The 16709-nt window shown below is 60.1% G+C and carries 15 protein-coding genes; 2 read left to right on the top strand and 13 right to left on the bottom strand.

Annotation, left to right across the window (positions count from 1 at the left end):
- Window positions 1-47 precede the first annotated feature (47 nt).
- Window positions 48-2300, top strand: coding sequence for a glycoside hydrolase (locus tag LAB08_RS01020; RefSeq protein WP_096513941.1), 2253 nt, complete (start codon window positions 48-50; stop codon window positions 2298-2300).
- Between the two features lie 63 nt (window positions 2301-2363).
- Here the strand turns inward: LAB08_RS01020 and LAB08_RS01025 are convergent, their stop codons facing one another.
- From LAB08_RS01025 to LAB08_RS01085, 13 genes are all read right to left on the bottom strand, one after another.
- Window positions 2364-2993: a class I SAM-dependent methyltransferase gene (locus LAB08_RS01025; protein ID WP_096513940.1), complete on the bottom strand. Its 630-nt coding sequence runs from the start codon at window positions 2991-2993 to the stop codon at window positions 2364-2366.
- A 149-nt stretch (window positions 2994-3142) separates the two neighbouring features.
- On the bottom strand, window positions 3143-3496 hold the full coding sequence (locus LAB08_RS01030; RefSeq protein WP_096513939.1) for a DUF6124 family protein: 354 nt from the start codon (window positions 3494-3496) through the stop codon (window positions 3143-3145).
- A 522-nt stretch (window positions 3497-4018) separates the two neighbouring features.
- The gene (locus LAB08_RS01035; RefSeq protein WP_096513937.1) at window positions 4019-4663 is read right to left on the bottom strand and encodes a methionine ABC transporter permease; all 645 of its coding nucleotides are present in this window, start codon (window positions 4661-4663) and stop codon (window positions 4019-4021) included.
- On the bottom strand, window positions 4653-5774 hold the full coding sequence (locus LAB08_RS01040) for a methionine ABC transporter ATP-binding protein (protein WP_096513936.1): 1122 nt from the start codon (window positions 5772-5774) through the stop codon (window positions 4653-4655). Before LAB08_RS01040 ends, LAB08_RS01035 begins: the two co-directional genes overlap by 11 nt.
- A 2-nt stretch (window positions 5775-5776) precedes the next feature.
- On the bottom strand, window positions 5777-6586 hold the full coding sequence (locus LAB08_RS01045; protein ID WP_096513935.1) for a MetQ/NlpA family ABC transporter substrate-binding protein: 810 nt from the start codon (window positions 6584-6586) through the stop codon (window positions 5777-5779).
- Window positions 6587-6713: 127 nt separating this feature from the next.
- Window positions 6714-8072, bottom strand: coding sequence for an LLM class flavin-dependent oxidoreductase (locus tag LAB08_RS01050; RefSeq protein WP_096513934.1), 1359 nt, complete (start codon window positions 8070-8072; stop codon window positions 6714-6716).
- Window positions 8072-9265 carry an SfnB family sulfur acquisition oxidoreductase gene (locus tag LAB08_RS01055; RefSeq protein ID WP_096513933.1) on the bottom strand — a complete coding sequence of 398 codons (1194 nt, stop codon included), beginning with the start codon at window positions 9263-9265 and terminating at the stop codon, window positions 8072-8074. The genes LAB08_RS01050 and LAB08_RS01055 overlap by 1 nt, the downstream gene beginning before the upstream one ends.
- Before the next feature lie 23 nt (window positions 9266-9288).
- Window positions 9289-10530 carry an SfnB family sulfur acquisition oxidoreductase gene (locus LAB08_RS01060; protein WP_096513932.1) on the bottom strand — a complete coding sequence of 414 codons (1242 nt, stop codon included), beginning with the start codon at window positions 10528-10530 and terminating at the stop codon, window positions 9289-9291.
- 315 nt (window positions 10531-10845) lie between these two features.
- Window positions 10846-11547 carry a hypothetical protein gene (locus LAB08_RS01065; protein WP_096513931.1) on the bottom strand — a complete coding sequence of 234 codons (702 nt, stop codon included), beginning with the start codon at window positions 11545-11547 and terminating at the stop codon, window positions 10846-10848.
- A gap of 423 nt (window positions 11548-11970) precedes the next feature.
- Window positions 11971-12726: an L-cystine ABC transporter ATP-binding protein TcyN gene (gene tcyN, locus LAB08_RS01070; RefSeq protein ID WP_096513930.1), complete on the bottom strand. Its 756-nt coding sequence runs from the start codon at window positions 12724-12726 to the stop codon at window positions 11971-11973.
- A 4-nt stretch (window positions 12727-12730) separates the two neighbouring features.
- Window positions 12731-13396, bottom strand: a complete 666-nt coding sequence (gene tcyL, locus LAB08_RS01075; protein ID WP_096513929.1) for a cystine ABC transporter permease — start codon at window positions 13394-13396, stop codon at window positions 12731-12733.
- The gene (gene tcyJ / locus LAB08_RS01080) at window positions 13396-14196 is read right to left on the bottom strand and encodes a cystine ABC transporter substrate-binding protein (protein ID WP_096513928.1); all 801 of its coding nucleotides are present in this window, start codon (window positions 14194-14196) and stop codon (window positions 13396-13398) included. Before tcyJ ends, tcyL begins: the two co-directional genes overlap by 1 nt.
- 316 nt (window positions 14197-14512) lie before the next feature.
- The gene (locus tag LAB08_RS01085) at window positions 14513-15505 is read right to left on the bottom strand and encodes a D-cysteine desulfhydrase (RefSeq protein ID WP_096513927.1); all 993 of its coding nucleotides are present in this window, start codon (window positions 15503-15505) and stop codon (window positions 14513-14515) included.
- A gap of 191 nt (window positions 15506-15696) precedes the next feature.
- On the opposite strand from LAB08_RS01085, the gene epsC reads away from it, so the two are divergent.
- Window positions 15697-16623 (top strand): serine O-acetyltransferase EpsC, encoded by a 927-nt coding sequence (epsC, locus tag LAB08_RS01090; RefSeq protein ID WP_096513926.1) that lies wholly within the window; start codon window positions 15697-15699, stop codon window positions 16621-16623.
- Window positions 16624-16709: the final 86 nt, after the last annotated feature.

A 16709-nucleotide genomic window follows, 5' to 3' on the forward strand; every position in this document is an offset into this window, starting at 1 on the left:
TCGGGCTGTTGTAGCTTCCCTCTTCCACTGCGAAGAGGGATTTTCCGATGTCGTGCATGGCTCATTACTTACGCTGCGCATTGTTGCTCGGCGTATTGCTGTGGTCCCAGGCGTTGGCAGCCAACGCGCTGGAAAACCCACTGTGGCGCATCGAACTCGATCCCGCCACGCTGGCGATTCGCGTCACTCCCGCGCAACACTCGCCCGTGCAAGCCTCGGCAGGCGTTGTCGGGCACAAGGTCAGCGACCTCAAACAAGGTACTGATCGCATGGACTGGCAATGGGATGACGCCGCCTGGACGCTCAGTGCCGTCCTCGATGGGCGAGATCTGTCCCTGTCCATCACGGCCCGCGATCCTGGCGAGCTGAACTTCCTCCACCAAGTTGGCAGTGCCATGGGCAAAGGCCTGATCTGGCCGCTCGCGGAGGGACATTACGTACCGACGGGTGACTCGCTGTGGCAGAAGTTTCTGCTCGATCAGGGGGCATTCAACACCACTCAGGATCTGAGTCTGCCGCTGTGGGGCATTGATCACGGTGGTTTCACGTTGAACTGGCTGATGACCACTCCTTACAACAATCGCCTGACCTTCAGCGCCGAAAACAACACCCTTGCCCTGACTGCCCATCACCAATTCACCTCCCTTGAGCCCACTGCACCGCTAACGTTCAAACTGTCGTTGGGGGAGGCCGATCTGTTGGCCGGGCCCAAGCGCTATCGGCAATGGTTGGTCGATAACGGGCGATACGAAGCCTTGAGCGACAAACTGCTGAAGACTCCTGAAGCCAAAAAGCTCCTGGGGGCCAGCCATGTTTATTTGTGGAGCAACGACCTGCTCGGACCGAACGACGTGCGCAGTTGGTCGGCGTTGTTGACGCTGATGCGAGGCAACAGCGTGCTGGCTAGCGACTTGCGCCGTGGTCTCGACGCTCAAGCCCGCGAGATTCTGAGTACCGCAAGATCGCCATTGAACCGATACCAACAGACCACCCTGTTGAGGGGCTTGAACGGCGCGCTCAACACCCTGGCGCGAAGGGGCTGGCAGGCGGTCGTCGAGCCGGACATGCAGAAACTCGCCGAGGGTTACGGCCAGTTGCGCAAGGAGTTGGCCAGTGAATTTGCCGAAGCACTCACCGCATCCCCTGAACATTGGGGCAGCAGCTTGTCGACGGGTACCTTTGAACAGCTGAAAGCCGCAGGACTTTCGCGGCTGTGGATAGGGCTCGGTGAAGGTTGGGAGGGTGGTCTCTGGCACCCCGAGACGGTGCGCGAGGCTGTCGCGCAAGGGTATTTGCTGGCGCCGTACGACTCCTACGAAACCGCGCTCAGTGCCAGTGAAAATCCGGACTGGGCCACGGCGCACCTGGGCTCTGGGGCCAACCGTGACTGTGCGATTGTCTTGAGTGGCGGGCAGTTCAAAAGCGGCTTTCAGCAATCAGGGCACTACACCGATCCGCGTTGTGTACGGCCATTGCTTGAGGCCCGCATCAAGGCGGTACAGGCGCGCGCGGGATTCAATAGCTGGTTTCTCGATGCCTACGCCACCGGCATGCTGTTCGACAGCTATCGAACAGGCGCTACCTTGACCCAGGCTCAAAACGCCGAGGGCAATATCGACGCGGCGCGCTGGGTGAATGAAACCCTGCAGTTGCCCACGGGTTCGGAAGATGGCAACGCCACCACCTCGCAGGGCATTCTGTTTGCCCATGGCATGCAAACGCCGGTCATCGGCTGGGGCGATCCGGACATGAGCAAAAATTCGGAGTCCGAGTATTACCTGGGCCGCTGGTTCCCCAATGAGCAGCCTCAAGTGTTCTTCAAGGCTGTGCCACTCAAGGAACCCTATCGAACAGTGCATTTTGCCCCGCAAACGCGCTTGCCACTCTATCAAACGGTGTTCCACGGTTCGGTCATCACTACTCATCACTGGTTGTTCGACAGTCTGAAACTGAGCAATGTGCGGGTGGAAAACGAACTGGCCCAGTTGCTCTACAACGTACCGCCGCTGTATCACCTGAGTGCCGAAACCTTGAAGCAGCGGCTGCCGGTGATGGCGCGTCAGGATGCCTTCTTCCGGCCTCTGCACGAGCGTCTGGCGACCCAAGCGATGACCGACTTCCGATGGCTAAGTGAGGATCGGTTGGTGCAGCAGACCACCTTTGCCGATGGCACACGATTGGTGGCTAATTTTGCTGGGCGTGAACGTGAGGCTGAAGGCCAGAGGCTAGTGGGGCAAAGCATCACTGCGTTTGGAGGGGATGGGACGGTGGTGAGCTATCAGGTTGCTTCTTCGCCCTGAAGAGCATCGCTGGCAAGCCAGCTCCTGTAGGAGCTGGCTTGCCAGCGAAGGCGGCCGAACTGCCTACGCAGATTTACGCCAGACACTCGCCAACCAAGGCTGCTGCTCCCGCGGCAACCCCGCCGGCCGGTAGTAATGCTCAAGCTCCACAAACCCCGCCTCGGTCAGCAACTGCTGCCACGCCGCCAGGTCGTGATACGCCCCATAACGCGGCCCGTTCCAGCCTTCCTGATTCTCGCCACGGGGGTTGGAACTGAACAACACGCCACCGGGCTTCAATGTCGCGCGCAATTCCTGCAAGACCCGTGGCAACTCCTGACGAGGGATATGGAACAACACCGCATTGGCGAAAATCCCGTCGAAGCGTTCGTCCGGCAGATCGAGCTTCAAAAAGTCCTGTTGCCAAACCTCGCAACCGCTGTCCTCACGGGCCATCTGCGCAAATTTTTCCGAACCATCGAGGCCGACGGCGGTGTGGCCCATGCGAGTGAACGTCTGCAAGTCACGACCCGGTCCGCAGCCAAAATCGAGAATGTCGAATGGCGCCTCGCCCTGGATATGCCGCATCAGCGCATCGATGTTCTGGCTGACGTCGTGATCACGGGTGCCTTCACGAAAACTATCGGCCACCGCGTTGTAATGGGCCAGGGTGGTGGAAGTGATCTGGTCGAGGTCGGTGGGGGTCTGTTTCATGGTGGGCTGCGCAGGCGATTGGGATTTGCCGAATATACGCCATGGCGCCGGGGCCTGCTGCGCAGCCCATCGCGAGCAAGCTTTGCTCCCACAGTTGATCGCGTACCCCTGTGGAAGCAAAGCTTGCTCGCGATGGCGGTGGTGCAGACTCAGTCGTGCTTCATCCCCAAACACTCAATCGACCGGTCCACCATCGCCTTGGCAATCTCCAGCAAATGCCACACCGAAAACACCATGGCCCGGTCGGCACCCTTGAGGTGGTCGCCGCACTGATAGGCGGTCACCGATGCACAGCGCAGCAGATCGGCGATGTAGAGCTGAGTGTCTTCGAAGCTCACGTCCTTGCTGACGTTGTAGAACCGCAGTTCGTCGGGTGGTGAGGGCTGATCGCCGGTGAGGTAGAAATCGATGGCGCGGTAGAGGGCGGAGCGGTCTCTGAGCAGGTCGTCAGTGAGGGCTTCGTCGGAGGAGGTTTCTGGTGGATCGGGAACGGATTTTTCCATGAGTGTTGCTCCTATTGCTGCATGGGAGCCGTCACTTTTCGCCTACTAAACGTTGGGTGGCGGCTGTACGCAGGTTAGTAGGCCGGTCAATAGGAAAAACCGGTGTACCCGAAGGTACCCCACGCACAGCCACCATATTTCTGCATGCGGCAAATCGCCGGACATGAGCATGGAAACGCTATGCGCCTATTGTTCCGGGCTACTAAACCCGATCACTGATGAGCAGTGACCGGCCGAGACTAGCCACCGGATTTGGCAGGCGCAAGCGGGCGAAATGATCTAGGAAATGTCCTGCAAAGGAAAGGGATAGGGCCTTCGGAAAAGCTGATTTTCTTGTGAGAAAACTTACCTGTTGCGAAGTGGCTCTTGTGGCGAGGGAGCTTGCTCCCGCTGGGCTGCGAAGCAGCCCCCAAACCTTCAATAGGGTGTGTCAGGAAAATGTGGGAGGCAGGTTTTACGATGGCTGCGCAATCGAGCGGGAGCAAGCTCCCTCGCCACAAAGTGCACCGTTGGCCACCAGGCTCAACGCTTGTTCAGGCCCCGCGCCAGGCGATCCCCGCCCAGCTGAATCACCGCCACCAACACCACCAGCAACACAATCACCGTCAGCATGATCTGGCTGTCAAAGCGCTGATACCCATACCGATACGCAATGTCCCCCAGCCCACCGGCACCAATCGCCCCGGCCATGGCCGAGGAGTTGATCATGGTCACCAAAGTGATGGTGAACCCGCCGACAATCCCCGGCAGCGCTTCAGGCAACAGCACATGCCAAACAATGTGCTGACGCCGGCAGCCCATGGCCTGTGCCGCTTCGATCAACCCGTGATCCACCTCGCGCAAACTGACTTCGGCAATCCGCGCAAAGAACGGCGTGGCCGCGATGGTCAGCGGCACCACGGCCGCCCAAACTCCGTAGGTGGTGCCGACAATCAGTCGGGTGAAGGGAATCAGCGCCACCATCAGAATCAGGAACGGAATCGAGCGAAACAGGTTCACGAACGCACCCAGTGCACGGTTCACCGTCGGGGCCTCGTAGATGCCGCCCTTCGAGCTGGTGACCAGAATCACCGCCAGCGGAATGCCCGCCAACAGTGCGATCAACGACGACACGCCGACCATCAAAAACGTATCGATAAAGCCTTGCAGCAAGCGATCAAACCACATAGCCCAGCACCTCCACTTGTTGCGCCCATTGGCTTGCGCGCTGACGCAATTGTTCGGCGCTCAGGGACGAGCCGGTCACCGCCAGCAGCAGTTGCCCCAGCGCATGGCCCTGAATCCTTTCCACGCCACCCTGCAGCAGGCGTACGCGGCCACCGAGGGCACTGAACAGGGCGGCAATGTCGGGTTCGTCCTGCGCCGTTCCAGTGAATTGCAGACGCAGGACCACAGCATCCTCCGAGGATTGCGGTTGCGTCTGCAGACGACTTTGCAATTCGGAAGGCAGGGCATGCTGCAAAGGTGCGAGCAAGGTCTTGCTGACCTCATGCTGCGGGTTGCCGAAGACCTCCCAGACCGGTCCCTGTTCGACCACGCGTCCGCGTTCGAGGACCACCACACGATCACAGATCTCGCGGATCACCGCCATTTCGTGGGTGATCAAAATGATGGTCAGGCCCAGGCGCCGGTTGATCTCGCGCAGCAAGCCGAGAATCGATTGCGTGGTCTCCGGGTCCAGCGCCGACGTGGCTTCGTCGCACAACAGAATCGCCGGATCGTGAACCAGCGCGCGGGCGATGCCGACGCGCTGTTTCTGGCCACCGGACAGCTGCGAAGGATAGGCCTTGTGCTTGGCTTCCAGGCCGACCAGTTCCAGCAATTCACGGACCTTACGGTCGCGCTGTTCCTTCGATACGCCGGCAACCTTGAGCGGCAATTCGACGTTCTGCCAAACGGTCTTGGCCGACATCAAATTGAAGTGCTGAAAGATCATGCCGATGCGCCGGCGCAGTTTCACCAGACGGTCTTCATCGAACTCGCCGATGTCCACCTGATCGATCAACACCCGACCGCTGCTCGGTTGTTCGAGGCGGTTGATGGTGCGGATCAGCGACGATTTTCCGGCGCCGCTGCGGCCGATGATGCCGAACACTTCACCGCGCTGGATCGCCAGGTCGATGCCGTGCAGGGCGGCTACCGGGCCTTGCTGGCCTTCGTAGGTTTTGCCCAGGTTGATGAAGCGCACATGTGCGTGATTCAGATCCGGGTGCAGCTCAGTCTGGATCGCTCGATGAGGCGCTGGAATTTCCAGTCGCAGTTGGGTGGCAGCCGTCATGCTCAGCTCTCCCAACCGGCTTGATAGAGCTTGCCATGGGCTTTATCCAGCGCTGCGCGGACAGCTGGCGAATGCTGGTAGATGTCGACGAATTTGATCAGGCGCGGATCGGTTTTGCTCTTGGGCTGGATCACGAACTGAATCACGTACTCCTTGTGATCCAGGCCGTCGAACAGCAGGGCCGAGCCAGCGTCGAAGGTCTTCGACAGACGAATGTAGGCCGGATAGCCCTGCACCAGATCGGCGTCGTCATAGGCGCGCACCAGCTGCACGGCTTCAACCTGGAGGATCTTGATTTTCTTCGGATTGGCGATGATGTCTTCTTCGGTGGCCTTGTAGCCGACGCCCGGTTTGAGGGTGATCAAACCGGCCTTGGCCAGCAACTGCAAGCCGCGACCGCTGTTGATCGGATCGTTGGCGATGGCCACGCTCGCGCCCTCGGGCAGCTCGTCGAAGCTTTTGAATTTCTTCGAGTAGAGGCCGACGTTGTTGATGATCCCTGGTGCGAATGGCACCAGGTCAAACCCGGAGGCCGCCTTGGCGTTTTCCAGGAACGGGATGTGCTGGAAGTAGTTCACGTCGATGTCACCCGAGGCGAGGCTGACGTTCGGTGCAATCCAGTCGCTGAACTCCACGAGCTCGACTTTCAGGCCTTGTTTGCCGGCTTCTTCCACCGCCGCTTCAAGGGGAATGGCGAAGGCGGCGGTGGTGCCTATTTTCAGCGGCGCGTCGGCGGCGAAGGTGATGGAGCTGAAGAGGCCGAGGGCCAGGGCCAGTGCTTTGACTGGGCGAGAGAAGTGGTTTTTGGTCATGATGATTTTTCCAGTCAGTGCATAAATTTTGGGTGTTTATTCGGGCCTCATCGCTGACAAGCCAGCTCCCACAGGGATTTTGTGAGCGCCCGAAAAACCTGTAGGAGCTGGCTTGCCAGCGAAGCTTTTAGCGGCGGTAAGCCGAACCCGTATGTTGCTCAGGCAAATGCGCCCCTTCGCGAAACAGCTTTTCCCGCAAGCTGCCATCGTCATAAGCCGTCTTGTACGACCCACGCCGCTGCAGCTCCGGTATCACCAGAGCAATGAAATCCACATAGCTCTCCGGCGTGACGATGCGCGTCAGGTTGAAGCCATCGAGCCCGGTTTCGGCGATCCACGATTCCAGCTCATCCGCCACTTGCTCTGGCGAGCCGACCACGGTGATGTAGCGTCCGCCGAGGGCGTGTTGTTCGAGCAATTTGCGCCGGGTCCAGTCGTTGTTTTGCAGGTTTTTGGTGGCGGACTGGATGGCGTTGCTCTTCACGTACTGGATCGGTTCGTCAATGGCGTATTCGGAAAAGTCGATCCCGGTGGATGCCGAGAAATGCGCCACGCCGGCCTCGGCACTGGCGTAGCTCAGGTACTCGGCGTGCTTCGCCCAGGCCAGCTCTTCGGTGGCACCGACAATCACGTTCAGGCCCATGAACACCTTGATGTCCTCAGGGTTGCGCCCGGCCTCGACGGCGCTGGCGCGGACCTTGTCCACCTGCACCTTGGTCGACGGCTTGTTCTGGCCGCTGATGAACACGCATTCGGCATGGCGCCCGGCAAACAGCAAACCACGATCGGAGCTGCCGGCCTGGAACAGCACGGGCGTGCGCTGCGGTGACGGTTCGCACAGGTGATAACCCTCCACCTGATAGAACTCGCCCTTGTGCTCGACCTTGTGCACTTTGTCCGGCTGCGCGTAGATGCGTTTCTGCGGATCGTTCAGCACCGCTCCGTTTTCCCAGCTGCCTTCCCAGAGTTTGTAGAGCACCTCCAGGTACTCGTCGGCCTGGTCGTAGCGACGGTCGTGCTCGACCTGTTCGCTCAGGCCCATGGCCTTGGCGGCGCTGTCGAGGTAGCCAGTGACGATGTTCCAGCCCACACGACCGCGACTCAGATGATCGAGGGTCGACATGCGCCGGGCGAACAGGTACGGCGACTCGTAGGTGAGGTTGGCGGTCAGGCCGAAACCGAGGTTCTTCGTTACCGCTGCCATCGCCGACACCAGCAGCAGCGGATCGTTGACCGGCAACTGGATCGACTCTTTCAGCGGCACGTCCACCGAGTTCTGGTAGACGTCGTAGACACCAACGATGTCGGCGATGAACAAACCGTCGAACAGCCCGCGCTCCAGCAGCTGCGCCAGTTCGGTCCAGTATTCGATCGTCTTGTATTGGGTCGAGGTGTCCCGTGGATGGGTCCACAGGCCATGGTTGATGTGCCCGATGCAGTTCATGTTGAACGCGTTGAGCAGGATTTTCTTTTTAGTGGCCGTCATCAGATGGTTCCCCGCAGTGGCGGGTTTTCATCGTTGAGGTAGTAGTTACCGATGGCGTGATACTTCCAGCGCACCGGGTCGTGCAGGGTATGCACCCGTGCGTTGCGCCAGTGGCGATCCAGGCCGTGTTCGCGCAGGGTCGCCTGGCTGCCGGCCAGCTCGAACAGCGTGGTGCCGGCGGCGAGGGAAATCTCGGTGCTGATGGCGCGGGCTTCGGCGACCGCAATCGAGGCGGCGGCGACGGTCTCGGCATTGGTGTTGGCCTGGGCCTGGTCGAGGAATTCTCCGGCACGTTCCAGCAACGCTTCGGTGGCGTGCAGCCGGATGCTCAAATGGCCGAAGCTCTTGAGGGTCAGCGGATCTTCAGTGGCTGTGTCGTGTGTGGCGTCGATCCATGGCCGGGTCTTGGTGCGCACGAAGTGCAGCGCATCTTCATAGGCGGCACGGGCGATGCCGGTGTCGATGGCGGCATGGAGAATCTGCGCCAGCGGGCCGACCGGGGTCGGGCGCTCGAAGGCGGTCTGGAACGGGATCACATCTTCGGCCGCAACAAAAACATCCTCGAACACCACCGAACCGCTGCCGGTGGTGCGCTGGCCGAAGCCGCTCCAGTCGTCGATCACCGTCAGGCCTTTGCTGTCGCGCGGGACAAACGCCAGTTGTTGTACGCCCTGTTCATCCACCACCGAGGTCGGGATGCGCTGGGCATAAATCGCGCCCGTGGCGTAGAACTTGCGACCGTTGATGCGATAGCCACTGCCGTCGTGGGTCAGGCGGGTCACGCGGTCATGGGCAGTCTTGGTGCCCAGCTCGGCGAGGGCATTACCAAAGCGTTGGCCCGCCAGTACTTCGGCGTACAGGCGTTTTTTCTGCTCTTCGCTGCCGTTCACGCGCAGCACTTCCAGGGCATAAAAATGGTTCTGCGGGATCTGGCCGAGGGAGCCATCCGCCTGGGCAATCATCGCGATGACCTTGGCCAGCGTGACGTTGGAAACACCGGCGCCGCCGTATTCTTTGGGCACGCTGATGCCCCACAGACCCGAACGGGAAAACACTTCCAGCTCCGGATATGGCAAACGGCGTTCACGGTCGCGCTGGGCGCTGTCGCGTTTGAAATCTTCGGCCAGGTCGCTGGCGACGACCAGGGCTTGCTCATCGCTGGTGATGACCGCGACGTGTTGAGAAATTGACATGTGTTTCTCCAGAGGTCTGGTCGTTAAATCCAGGAATGGCGAGCGGGTAGCGTGCCATTGAGGTGATAGGCGCCGACCGCGTGGTATTTCCAGCGCACCGGATCATGCAGCGTGTGCACCCGGGCGTTGCGCCAATGGCGGTCGAGGTTGAATTCGGCGAGGGTGGCGCGGCTGCCGGCCAGTTCGAAAAGCTTTTCGCTGGCCAGCAACGAGATCTCGGTGGTCAGCACTTTGGCTTCGGCCACGGCAATCGAAGCGCGGGCGGCGGACTCGGCGGTGAATGGCGCGGCACTGACCTGATCGAGCACTTGACCGGCCTTGCGCAGCAGAGCTTCGGCGGCATGCAATTCGATTTTCAGTTTGCCGATATCGGCGATCACGTACAGGTCATCGCTGGCCCGCTCAACGTTGGCGTCGATCCATGGCCGAGCGCGGGTTTTCACGAACTCGATAGCATCATCGATGGCGCCCCGGGCGATGCCGGCGTCGATGGCGGCTTGAATCAGCTGCGAGACCGCTCCTTGAATATTTGGCTGTTCGTTGATCTTCCAGTTGTCGACCACCAGTTCGGCGTCGACTCGCACGTTGTTAAGCAAAATCGTGCCGCTGGCGGTGGTGCGCTGACCGAAGCCGGACCAGTCGTCGACGATGCGCAGCCCAGGCGTGCCGCGACGCACGAAGGCCAGCACTTGCTTGCCGTCGTCGTTGAGCGCCTTGACTGCAACCCAATGCGCGAACAGCGCGCCGGTGGAATAGAACTTCTGCCCGTTGAGGACAAAACCGTCGCCGTCGGCCGTGATGCGTGCCTTGAGTTCGAGGGTATTTTTGGTGCCGCGCTCGGGCCCGGCATTGCCGATGCGCCAGCCTTCGAGAACGCTTTTGAACAGCTGTGTTTTCTGCGCTTCGGTGGCACTGCCGAGTACCAGATTCAGTATGCCGAACTGGTTCTGCGGGATCTGCCCGAGGGCTGGGTCCGCGGCGGAAATGATCGCGAACACCTCGGCCAGGGTGACGAACGAAACCTGTGGACCACCGTATTCGCGGGGGATAGCGATGCTGCCCAGGCCGCTGCGGGTGAACTGTTCGATTTCCGACCATGGCAGCTTGCGCTGCTGGTCACGTTTGGCCGCTTGCAGTCGGGCGACGTGCGCCAGCTCATGGGCGGCCTTGATGGCTTGTGCGTCGTTGCGCAGGACTTGCGCGGGCAACAACAGCGGGGCGACATCCAGATCACTCTGGACGATTGCATCTGCCAGACTGGACATCAGTGCCGCTCCTTGGCTGCACGCAATGCCCTGGCGATCTGCACTGGGGTGATTGTGTTCCGGACCATACCTACCTCACATCTTATGGAAGCGCCGCTATGCGGCGAACGAAAACAAGAATGTCCGGTGGTCCGGTGCATATACCCTAAGCGTTTATAAAAAACTTATGAACTAACTTTTAGGAATATGCATAGAAAGGATCGCGGTCGGCGACAACTCCTGTAGGAGCGAGCCTGCTCGCGATGGTCGTTAACGATGACGCGGGCTGTCTGGATGCCTGCGTTGTCTGAACGTTCTTCGCGAGCAGGCTCGCTCCTACAGGGAGTGTCGGCCAACCTTCAACATTCGCGCCGGCGCCCAGCGCGAGTTGTTGCCTACCCGGTCGAGAATGCAGTAGGTCACCTCCAGTCGCAGATCTTCGCCGGCGTCGACAATGATTGCCGGTGGTACCCAGACGTGGATCGGCCGGCCCACGTCAGCCGCCATGAGCCGAGGCAGATCCATGCGCACATCGCCCCAGCGCAGGGTGATTTCGTCGTCGGAGGCCATGTTCAGGTAAGGCTCGATGGTCAGCGGCACGCCACGCTGGATCTGTCGCCTGTTGAGCCCCCGGCGGCGGATGAAGGCGGGCAGATTTACCGGCGCCAGGAACTGATTTTCGTCATCACCGAGTGGGCCGCCGGGGCATTCGAGCTTGACCGCTACCCGCGTCGCCACCGACAGCACCGGGTTTCTGCCGACCTGCATGACTCGGTAATGCACCCAAGGGGCACCGCTGACGATAAAGCTTTCCGGGACCCGCAGGCTGACAGTGTGGCCAGTGTCCTGCGCTGTCAGCACACGGGAGGCAACGAAGTGGCCGTTCCAGAACAATTCGATAAGGTCGCCGGTGCCCATGTCGGCGTACGGCCCTATGTCGACCCACAGGTCAGTCGCCGCAATGATATTGATACCGGCCTTGTGGGCCTGGGGCAGGGTGGGTGGCGCCAAAGCCGGGATGCGCGGGAGGCAGTTCATGGGTATCTCTCCTTGAAGTATTTCAGCGAAGTCCATATCGGGAACAAGCGGAAAGTAGCGGGTCAAGGTAGATAAGAGCGCGGTCTAAGTTGAGTCAATAGAGTGGGTTAGTTAAGGACGAGCTCCGCTGTAATTCAGAAGCTTCCTACATCTGGTAGTTAATTCTCGCTAAGGGAATGCCGCAAATAGACATGGCTTGTGTAGGAGCGAGCCTGCTCGCGATGGGTTCGAAGGCGCCGCGGGGAGCCGGTAATCCGGCGTAATCGTTAATGACCATCGCGAGCGAGCTCGCTCCTACAGTTGATGGTGTTCACCACCGCATTCGTTGGCGTGCATATATATGTAACGCACATAATGACAGGGAGTTAGTTGTGGGGTGGGTAACTTCCATCCATGGAAGTTGGGGGTTCTACGATGGGTGTTTCAAGCGTGTGAGTTATTTAGAAATTTGCTGAGAAACTGTTTTGTACGTTCTTCTTTCGGGTTGGCAAACAGCGCCTTGGCTTCGCCTTGTTCGACGATCACCCCCTTGTCGAAAAACACCACACGATTGGCCACGTCGCGGGCGAAAGCCATTTCGTGGGTCACGATGACCATGGTGCGATTCTCTTCGGCCAGGCCGCGGATCGTCGCCAGTACTTCGCCCACCAGTTCCGGGTCGAGGGCCGAGGTCGGTTCGTCGAACAGGATCACCTCCGGTTCCATCGCCAGCGCGCGGGCAATCGCCACACGTTGTTGCTGGCCGCCCGAAAGACGGCGCGGATAAGCATCTTCCTTACCCGCCAGGCCGACCTTGGCCAACAGCTTCTTGCCCAGGGCAACGGCATCGGCGCGCGGGGTCTTTTTCACCACGATCGGGCCTTCGATGACGTTTTCCAGGGCGGTGCGATGGGGGAACAGGTTGAAGTTCTGGAACACGAAGCCCACGTGCTGGCGCAAACGGCGCACCAGGCCTTGCTGCTGGTTCAGCGGACGGCTGCCATCGATCTCGATGTCGCCGACCTTGATCCGGCCGCTGGTGGGTTCTTCCAGGAAGTTCAGGCAACGCAGAAACGTGGTCTTGCCCGAGCCGCTTGGCCCGATGATCGCCACGACCTCGCCTTCCTTCACTTGCAGATCGATGCCGTTGAGTACGACTTGACCCTTGAACTGCTTTGTCAGTTTTTCCACGACAATCATTGGGTCAGGACTCCAGATCGTGCCGATTGACCCGGGCTTCCAACTGGTTCTGCAGGTGCGAAAGCATCGTGGCCAGGACCCAGTAGATCAGCGCGGCGGCAAGGTACATGGTGAAGACTTCGAAAGTCCGGGCGGTAATCAATTGCGCCTGTCGGAACAGCTCCGGCACCTGGATGGTAGCGGCCAGTGCGGTGTCCTTGACCAGTGAAATAAAGCTGTTGCCCAGCGGCGGCAACGCCGTGCGCATCGCTTGCGGCAGGATGGCCCGGCGCAGGGTCTGCGCGCGGGTCATGCCGATGCTGGCAGCCGCTTCCCATTGGCCGCGTTCGATCGATCCGATCGCGGCGCGCAGGATTTCACAGGCATAGGCGGCCATGTTCAGGGAGAAGCCTATCAGGGCCGCCGGCAGCGGATCGAGTTCCAGACCCAATTGCGGCAAGCCGTAATAGATCACGAACAGTTGCACCAGCAACGGCGTGCCGCGAAAGAACGACACGTAGATGCGGGCCAGCCAGCTTACCGATTTGAAACGCGACAGGCGCATCAGTGCCAGGCCGAAGCCCAGCACGAGGCCGAAGAACATCCCGCCGAGGCTCAGGATTACCGTGTAGTACGCGCCTTTCAACAGGAAAGGCGCGGAGTCCAGCGCAAGTTGGAAAGCCGCTTCCATTATTTGGTGACGTCAGCTTGGAAGTACTTTTCCGAGATCTTGGCCAGGGTGCCGTCGGCACGCAGCTCATCGAGGGCCTTGTTTACCGCAGCCAGCAGCTCTGGCTCACCTTTACGCAGGGCGATGCCGGATTCCTGACGGGAGAACGCTTGGCCGGCAGCCACGGTTTTCGGTGCTTTCTTGGCGTATTCAAGTGCGGCCAGTCGATCGATCAGAATGGCATCGGTACGGCCGTTGTTCAGATCTGCAAACTTGGTCGGATCATCGTCGTAGGTGCGCACATCAGCACCCGGCACGTTGGCTCGCACCCATTGTTCGTAGTTGGTGCCCAGGCCTACGCCGACTTTCTTGCCGGTCAGGTCAGCGGCGGTCTTGATGTTCAGCGCGGCTTCCTTGTCCTTCAGCACCAGCGCTTGAATCCCGGAGATGGTGTACGGCTCGGAGAAGTCATACTTCTTCTTGCGCTCGTCGGAGATGGTCACCTGATTGACCACTACGTCCAGGCGCTTGGATTCCAGCGCGGCGAGGATACCGTCCCACTTGGTGGGTTGAATCTTGGCCTTGACGCCCAACTTTTTGGCCAGAGCCTCGGAGAGCTCGACTTCGAAGCCCGCCAGCTTGCCGTTTTCGTCGACAAAGCTGAACGGTGGATAAGTGCCTTCCAGGCCGACGTTGATCACGCCTTTGTCCTTGATTTGTTGCAGCTGCTCACCGGCAACCGCTTGGCCGATCAGGCCAGCGCTCAGTGCCAGGCCCAGCGAACCCACCAGCAGATTTCGACGTAGTGCGGAAAAATTCATGACAAGCCCCTGTGTTTTCTTATGGAAGACGCTTTAAAAAAGGTTGGCGAAATCGGGAATTGGACGACAGCGCTATCCTGCCCTAAAGCAGCGTATGCGTCTCTCGGGAAATTCGCCTGCGGTATGACTATATGATGGCGTTTTTAGATTAGAAAATAATAATTTATATGTTTATTATTCTTTTATCGAATAATGCTTTTTACCTGTAGGAGCGAGCCTGCTCGCGAGGGTCGTCAACGATAACGCTGGCAACCTGACACCCCGCGGCGCCTTTTCGTCCATCGCGAGCAGGCTCGCTCCTACAGGGTTGCGGCGTCTACAGGAAATCCTTGTACGCAAACAACGCTGGCGCCCCACCGGTGTGCAGGAAAATAATCGGGCCGTCATCGAAACGCTGACGTCCGATCCCATCCAGTAACCCCGCCATGGCCTTGCCCGTATAGACCGGGTCGAGCAGCAGGCCTTCCTGGCTTGCCACCAGCTTCACTGCCGCCAGCGTCCCGGCATTCGGTTCACCATAGCGTGGCCCAAAATACTCATCCCACAACTCGACCTTGAAATTCGCCGGCAAGCTCACGCCCAGCAACTCGGCGGTGCGCTCGGCCAAGCCTTGTACCTTCGGCCGCTGATCTTCCTCGCTGCGCGAAACCGTGACGCCGATCACTGGCAGATCCGGCAGCGCTTCGCTCAGCGCCAATGCCAGGCCGCTGTGGGTTCCGGCGCTGCCCGACGCCAGGACCACGGCGGCAAACTTCAGCCCGGTGTCCTTGATCTGCTCGGCCAGTTCCAAGCCGGCGCGCACATAACCCAGGGCGCCTAGCGCGTTGGAACCACCAATCGGCACCAGATAGGGTTTCTTGCCATTACTGTGCAAGCGGGCAGCCAGGGCCTGCAATTGTTCGTCGGCGTTGTCGAGGTTTTCCACAAGCTCGACCTTGGCCTCGAACAGGTCCAGCAGCAGCCGATTGCCATTGCCGACATAGTTGGCGTCGTCGGTGCCGAGGGGGTTTTCCAGCAGGGCGACACAACCGAGGCCAAGCTTGGCGGCAATCGCCGCCGTCTGGCGCACGTGATTGGACTGCAGCGCGCCTGCCGTGATCAAGGTGTCGGCGCCCTGGGCCAGGGCATCGGCGGCCAGGTATTCGAGTTTGCGCAGCTTGTTGCCGCCCATGGCCAGTGGGGTCAGGTCATCGCGTTTGACGTACACATCGCGACCCAGCCAGGTCGACAGGCGTTCGAGTTTTTCCAGGGCGGTGGGCTGACCAAGGAGGTCGAGACGGTTAAAGCGGGCAAGCTGTTGTTTGATCATGAGTCCGTACTGGCGGTGGAGGATGAAAGGACTATAGGCACCCCTAAAAGCCTGGGCAACCGTCAATCGCCTTATAGCCAAAGATGCTTACTACAGCACAATTGGTTCTTAATTTGGCTCGCAGACCTTGCCGTAAAGTAATCGCCGTCAGTGCGGCCAGACAGTCCGGTCGCCCGTGAGGAGTTTTTACCGTGAGTGAGCGTTCCAGCCATTGGCAATTGCAGACCATCGTCAGTCAGCTGCGCACGGCACGCGATCAGTGGCGTGCACAAAATGGCCGCGCCAGCACCGAGCAGGGCGGTCGCGAGTTGCCGTCCCGGGCGGCGATGGCGGAGATTCTCGAAGCACTGTGTGGCGCACTGTTCCCTATGCGCCTGGGGCCGGTGGACCTGCGCGAGGAAAGTGAAGACTTCTACGTGGGCCACACCCTTGATGTCGCGCTGAATGCACTGCTGGCCCAGGCGCGGCTCGAATTGCGGTACGCCGCTCGCCACAGTGGCCGGGCCGACACCGAAATCGAGGCCAAAACCATCCAGATCATTCAGGACTTCGCCCTCGCCCTGCCGGGGCTGCGCAGCTTGTTGGATACCGACGTGCTGGCGGCCTATCACGGCGATCCGGCGGCACGCAGCGTCGATGAAGTGCTGTTGTGCTACCCGGGCATCCTGGCGGTGATTCACCATCGCCTGGCCCACCATTTGTACCGCGCCGGCTTGCCATTGCTGGCACGGATCAGCGCGGAAATCGCCCACTCGGCCACCGGCATCGACATTCACCCCGGTGCACAGATCGGCCGCAGTTTCTTCATCGACCACGGGACCGGCGTGGTGATTGGAGAGACGGCGATCATTGGCGAGCGGGTGCGGATTTATCAGGCCGTGACCCTGGGTGCCAAGCGCTTCCCGGCGGACGAAGATGGTCAGTTGCAGAAGGGCCAGCCGCGGCATCCGATTGTCGAGGACGACGTGGTGATCTATGCCGGCGCGACGATTCTGGGGCGGATCACCATCGGCAAGGGCTCGACCATTGGCGGCAACGTCTGGCTGACTCGCAGCGTACCGGCGGGCAGCAACCTGACCCAGGCGAGTCTGCAGCTGGATGATGGGACGCAGAAGTAAAGCTTTGAATTTTCGCTGACTGAGCTGGCCTCATCGCGGGCAAGCCCGCTCCCACAGGTTCTATGTACGCCACAGATCCTGTGGGA

This window comes from Pseudomonas izuensis (assembly GCF_002356535.2).
GTDB classification, from domain to species: Bacteria; Pseudomonadota; Gammaproteobacteria; order Pseudomonadales; family Pseudomonadaceae; genus Aquipseudomonas; species Aquipseudomonas izuensis.

What these genes read in the sequence shown, in the direction of transcription:
- LAB08_RS01035 (WP_096513937.1), bottom strand. Translation starts at nt 4,663, where the DNA reads ATGTGGTTTGATCGCTTGCTGCAAGGCTTTATCGATACGTTTTTGATG.
- LAB08_RS01060 (WP_096513932.1), bottom strand. Translation starts at nt 10,530, where the DNA reads ATGTCCAGTCTGGCAGATGCAATCGTCCAGAGTGATCTGGATGTCGCC.
- LAB08_RS01055 (WP_096513933.1), bottom strand. Translation starts at nt 9,265, where the DNA reads ATGTCAATTTCTCAACACGTCGCGGTCATCACCAGCGATGAGCAAGCC.
- LAB08_RS01025 (WP_096513940.1), bottom strand. Translation starts at nt 2,993, where the DNA reads ATGAAACAGACCCCCACCGACCTCGACCAGATCACTTCCACCACCCTG.
- tcyN (WP_096513930.1), bottom strand. Translation starts at nt 12,726, where the DNA reads ATGATTGTCGTGGAAAAACTGACAAAGCAGTTCAAGGGTCAAGTCGTA.
- LAB08_RS01020 (WP_096513941.1), top strand. Translation starts at nt 48, where the DNA reads ATGTCGTGCATGGCTCATTACTTACGCTGCGCATTGTTGCTCGGCGTA.
- LAB08_RS01045 (WP_096513935.1), bottom strand. Translation starts at nt 6,586, where the DNA reads ATGACCAAAAACCACTTCTCTCGCCCAGTCAAAGCACTGGCCCTGGCC.
- LAB08_RS01040 (WP_096513936.1), bottom strand. Translation starts at nt 5,774, where the DNA reads ATGACGGCTGCCACCCAACTGCGACTGGAAATTCCAGCGCCTCATCGA.
- tcyL (WP_096513929.1), bottom strand. Translation starts at nt 13,396, where the DNA reads ATGGAAGCGGCTTTCCAACTTGCGCTGGACTCCGCGCCTTTCCTGTTG.
- LAB08_RS01085 (WP_096513927.1), bottom strand. Translation starts at nt 15,505, where the DNA reads ATGATCAAACAACAGCTTGCCCGCTTTAACCGTCTCGACCTCCTTGGT.
- LAB08_RS01030 (WP_096513939.1), bottom strand. Translation starts at nt 3,496, where the DNA reads ATGGAAAAATCCGTTCCCGATCCACCAGAAACCTCCTCCGACGAAGCC.
- LAB08_RS01065 (WP_096513931.1), bottom strand. Translation starts at nt 11,547, where the DNA reads ATGAACTGCCTCCCGCGCATCCCGGCTTTGGCGCCACCCACCCTGCCC.
- tcyJ (WP_096513928.1), bottom strand. Translation starts at nt 14,196, where the DNA reads ATGAATTTTTCCGCACTACGTCGAAATCTGCTGGTGGGTTCGCTGGGC.
- LAB08_RS01050 (WP_096513934.1), bottom strand. Translation starts at nt 8,072, where the DNA reads ATGACGGCCACTAAAAAGAAAATCCTGCTCAACGCGTTCAACATGAAC.